Below are 1,999 nucleotides of genomic sequence, written 5' to 3'. Positions count from 1 at the left end.
CGAATATGCCTTAAGCCATATTGTTGATAACCACCTCTATTGCCAGCTTTGTCGCGAATATGAGCACCAACATAGAGCCATTGTTTACCCAAGTTTTAATGATTTGCGAACAAAAGTCAGCCATGACGACTAATCTATTTATTTCCTTATATAATCAGAACTCAGCACCGGGCTTGTGACGTGCAAGGATGCACTAATGCCGTGACTGCAGGATGCAGAAGAACAGCCCAACAATAAGATTAAGTTGCGGCTTCGCGCAACCTTATGTGGACTCCCCGATGTCAACAACAAAAACTCAAACCTAAAAATTAAAATGCGCACTTATGTACGAGCTCATAATGAGTAGCTATCTCGGCTCTATGATATTTACGCGAACTAACTTGCAAATCTATCCTGCGAGTTCAAGACTCAGTGTTGCACTCTACATTAGTTAACTGATTTTAAATCAATTAGTTTTGCATTTTTACCTTTTTTAAAAACACTTAATTCTGCACAACCTAATGCGATGTACAAATTAATAGCATTCAGAGTCCCAACACCTTCTAGTTGCAGTAGTTTTTTACAATCACTGTGACTTTCTAGCGCATTTTCAAGACATGTATCATATACAGCAATAGATTGGACGATTGACGAAAATTGAACACAGGCCATTTGTAATGCTTGTCTAAATTCAACGGAGAAACCATTATCTGCATCTTCTAATACGGCTTCAATGGTCCCTTTTAAACCACCATTTCTATTTGATACTTTGATATTAAACTCAGACAACAGCGCAACCAGTTGATTATATGATGCCGTTTTTTGCTTTACACATAACTCTCGCAACCTCAGCATTGATTGTAGCTGTTGCTGCTCAATGGACTTACCAGCAATAAAAGTAACGTTCGGTAGCAAAGAAGCTTGTACGATGGCCAGAGCGTCATTTTCATCTGTTTTTTGGTTTTGCCTAATAGACTTAACCAAGTTAGGAGAAATAAGCCGAGCATCATGGCCAAGCGATAAAGCTTTTTGTTTCCAGTAATTTGACGTACCGCATGCCTCAAATACAATCATCACAGGTGCAGAGTTTGCAAGCCATTCTGTAAATTTGCTAGTTGTCATCTCTGTGTTAGAGCGCACTTTTTGGTTTGAATAAATACAAACCTGAATAACATTCTTGGCTAAATCAACACCTACAATTATATTGTTCATAACAGACTCCAAATCAAATATTTGACGTGAACAAGATAGCTCACGGTTTCATAAAAGGGGAGTCCAATTATCTATCCTTATTTATTAGCTGTACGTTAAACCAAATGTATTTCTAACTTTTTACCTAAAGCGGAGGCAAAACGCTCCAATGTTGATAACTTTACATCCTCTGAGTGATTTTCTATTCGAGATATAGCACTCTTTTGAGTATGTAATTTAGATGCAAGATCTAGTTGAGTTAAACCTGCGTCTTTACGCGCTTCTTTGAGTAAAGCTCCAAACTTAAATGCTTGGTAGCCCTCATCGTAGTTATCTGCAAGTTCAGGATCAACCTCTTTTCGTTTTGCTAAATATGTTTGAAAATCACTCATGATCTTTTCCTCAATAAATAGTCTTTACGTCGTTTTTCCGCAATTTTGATTTCTTTTGCTGGTGTTTTTTGAGTTTTCTTTTGAAAACCATGATTCAACACAACAAGGTTATCTCCATCGAAGAAGCCTAATAACCTGAAGATATTTCCACTAACTAAAACTCTTACTTCCCAAATACCATCGGTATTCGTTAACTTTTTCAAATAAGTGCTTGGGAGCACATCTAGCTCTTCAATGAGTTGAAGAACCCATGAAATTTTTTGCACTTGCTTCCCTGAAAGAGAGTCAAGAAATTCAGCTATTGGGCATTTACCATCTTCAGACGTGTAAAAATTAACTTTTTTCATACTGAAAGGTTAACACACAAGTAAACTTTTAGAAAGGTGCCCAAACCCGATGTACAGCTAACGAGACTGTAGAAAAACTCCAATCTCAGC

2 protein-coding genes and 1 pseudogene are annotated in these 1,999 nt (G+C 37.4%); all 3 read right to left on the bottom strand.

Going from position 1 to position 1,999, the window contains the following annotated elements; translation table 11 throughout:
* Positions 1–456: 456 nt before the first annotated feature.
* Positions 457–1,191 (bottom strand): annotated as a pseudogene (locus DS2_RS19260) (IS110 family transposase); the annotation flags it as partial.
* Between the two features lie 95 nt (positions 1,192–1,286).
* Entirely contained in the window at positions 1,287–1,562 is a 276-nt protein-coding gene (locus DS2_RS19255; protein ID WP_035016715.1) for a helix-turn-helix domain-containing protein, read from the bottom strand.
* Positions 1,559–1,909 (bottom strand): type II toxin-antitoxin system RelE/ParE family toxin, encoded by a 351-nt coding sequence (locus tag DS2_RS19250; protein WP_035016714.1) that lies wholly within the window; start codon positions 1,907–1,909, stop codon positions 1,559–1,561. Before DS2_RS19250 ends, DS2_RS19255 begins: the two co-directional genes overlap by 4 nt.
* Positions 1,910–1,999: the final 90 nt, after the last annotated feature.

It is taken from the genome of Catenovulum agarivorans DS-2, assembly GCF_000568405.1.
GTDB classification, from domain to species: domain Bacteria; phylum Pseudomonadota; class Gammaproteobacteria; order Enterobacterales; family Alteromonadaceae; genus Catenovulum; species Catenovulum agarivorans_A.
The sequence above is the reverse complement of the archived record's forward strand: the minus strand, read 5'-3'. Positions and strand labels throughout refer to the sequence as shown.